General features: G+C 77.7%; 4 protein-coding genes. 2 read left to right on the plus strand and 2 right to left on the minus strand.

Translation table 11 applies throughout. The features are described 5' to 3' along the window. Positions 1–61 precede the first annotated feature (61 nt). Complete coding sequence (locus CBZ_RS20025) at positions 62–607, minus strand: TIGR00725 family protein (RefSeq protein WP_130783186.1); 546 nt, start codon at positions 605–607, stop codon at positions 62–64. 124 nt (positions 608–731) lie between these two features. Here CBZ_RS20025 and CBZ_RS20030 point away from each other — a divergent pair, with 124 nt between their 5' ends. Together CBZ_RS20030 and CBZ_RS20035 are read left to right on the plus strand one after the other, a co-directional pair. After that, positions 732–959 carry a hypothetical protein gene (locus CBZ_RS20030; RefSeq protein WP_130783187.1) on the plus strand — a complete coding sequence of 76 codons (228 nt, stop codon included), beginning with the start codon at positions 732–734 and terminating at the stop codon, positions 957–959. A 43-nt stretch (positions 960–1,002) separates the two neighbouring features. Further along, the gene (locus CBZ_RS20035) at positions 1,003–1,824 is read left to right on the plus strand and encodes a DUF6544 family protein (protein WP_130783188.1); all 822 of its coding nucleotides are present in this window, start codon (positions 1,003–1,005) and stop codon (positions 1,822–1,824) included. Between the two features lie 37 nt (positions 1,825–1,861). On the opposite strand, the gene CBZ_RS20040 is transcribed toward CBZ_RS20035, so the two are convergent. After that, the coding region (locus CBZ_RS20040) for an L-threonylcarbamoyladenylate synthase (protein ID WP_373862212.1) at positions 1,862–2,049 on the minus strand (188 nt) is incomplete at its 5' end.

The raw sequence follows: 2,049 nt of genomic DNA on the forward strand, positions 1-2,049 counted from the left end.
CGGACGCCGGACGGACCGACGGCGTCAGGCCCGTCGCCGCCGTCGTGCGCGTCCGTCGCCGTCACCGGCGCGTCCCGAGGAGCGCGTCGACGGCCTCCAGCGCGGCGCGCGCGTCCGGGGCGTGGTGCACCGCGGGACGGTCCGGCGACCCACCCGTCAGCCGGTCGGCGGTCGTGTCGGGATGCGGGGGCGGGCCCGGCTCGCGGCCGTCCGCCGCGCGCACCGTCCACCCCGCGACGGCGACGACCGGGACCCCGGTGCGCACGGCCAGCGCGACCTCGCTGAGGGTGCCCCAGGACCCGCCGACGCTCACGACGACGTCGCACGCGCGGACCAGCAGCGCGTTGCGCACCTCGCCGAGACCCGTCGGGAGCGCCACGGTCAGCCACCGGTTGCCGTCGGCTCGGTCGTCACCGGGGAGCAGGCCCACGACGGTCCCGCCGGCCTCCGACGCGCCCTGCGCGACCGCGGCCATGACGCCGCCGAGCCCGCCGCACAGCACCACGTGCCCGCGCTCGGCGAGGCCACGCCCGACGTCCCGCGCGAACCCCGACTCCACGTCCGACGCCAGCGCCGGACCGACGACCCCGACGTGCGCGACCGCCATGTCGACCCCTCCTCGCCGGCCCGTGGGGGCCCGTCGTCAGCCCATCGGACCACATCGTGACCTGCGGGGCTCGCGTGGCAGCGCACCCACCGTCCATCCTGCCGCCACGTCGAAGGAGGCGAACATGGAGCGATCCGTCGCGGGGTCGTCCGCGGACCCCGGGATCCCGGTCGTCGGCTGCTACTGCGGGTGCCCCACGTGCCCCGGGACGGGCACCGCACCGGCGGACGGGACCGCCGCGGAGTGGCTGCACGCGGTGCTGCCGCCGTCGACGTCCCAGCCGTGGGTGCTGCTGCCGTTCGGCGCGGTGTGGAGCGGGCGCGCGGTGGTCGAGCCCGTCGGGACCGACTGAGGTCCCCCGTCGCACGCCCGACGCCGGTGGCACGATCGTGACCGTGGACCGGGACGAGGGCGACGTGACGGCACCCGACCGGGACGCCCGGCACGAGGGGCCCGTCGACACGCACCCGCCGGCGTACGCGCGGGCCGTCGCCGGGACGTGGCGGCAGCTCGCCGCACCGCAGCACGAACCCGGCCCGTTCGCGTCGGTGCCGACCGACGGCCTGCCCGCCCCGGTCCGCCGCTGGCTGGCGCGCGCGGTGCCCGCAGGTGCGTCGACGTCGTCGACGGCCGTCGTGGCGATGAGCGGACGGATCCGTGTGGGCGCGTGGCGCCCGTTCGAGGCGCGCCAGGTGATCGCCGCCGGCACCGGGTACGTCTGGGCGGCCGTCGCGCGGTTCGGGCGCCTTCCCGTGCTCGGCTACGACCGGTACAGCGACGGCACAGGCGAGATGCGCTGGCGGCTCGCCGGTGTGGTGCCGGTCGTGACCGCGCGAGGCTCCGACGTCGGCCGGAGCGCCGCGGGACGCCTCGCCGGGGAGATCGTGCTCAACCCCGGGGCCGCACTGTCGCCGTCGGTCCGCTGGGAGCCGGTCGACGACGCGCACGCCCTCGCGCAGGTGACGGTCGACGGTGTCGAGCACGTCGTGACGATCGAGGTCGACGCCGTGGGGACGGTCCGCTCGGCCCGCGTGCCCCGCTGGGGGGACCCCGACGGGACGGGCTTCGCCGTGCACGACTTCGTCGCGCGGTGCACCGGTGACCGGATGCTCGGCGGCTACCGCGTCCCGGCGCGCGTCGTCGCCGGGTGGGACCTGGACGCGCCGGGCGCCGAGCCGTTCATCGAGCTCGAGGTCGACGCCGCGACGTTCCGCTGAGCGGCGCGTCGCCGGGGCTCGGCGCCGCGTGGGCGCGTCAGGCGAAGCGGCTCGGGTCGCCCGCACCCACGCGGACGACCTCCGGTGCGCCCTCGGTCCAGTCGCCGACCATCGTCGGCTCCGTGCCCGCGTCGCCCGCGTCGACCACGGCGTCGACCTGGTGGTCGAGCTCCTCCTTGATCTGCCAGCCGTCCGTGAACGGCTCGGCACCCGGGAGCAGCAGCG

It is taken from the genome of Cellulomonas biazotea (assembly GCF_004306155.1).
Taxonomy (GTDB): Bacteria; Actinomycetota; Actinomycetes; order Actinomycetales; family Cellulomonadaceae; genus Cellulomonas; species Cellulomonas biazotea.

Coding starts and splice junctions, on each gene's coding strand:
- CBZ_RS20025 (WP_130783186.1), bottom strand. CDS start 607: ATGGCGGTCGCGCACGTCGGGGTCGTCGGTCCGGCGCTGGCGTCGGAC.
- CBZ_RS20030 (WP_130783187.1), top strand. CDS start 732: ATGGAGCGATCCGTCGCGGGGTCGTCCGCGGACCCCGGGATCCCGGTC.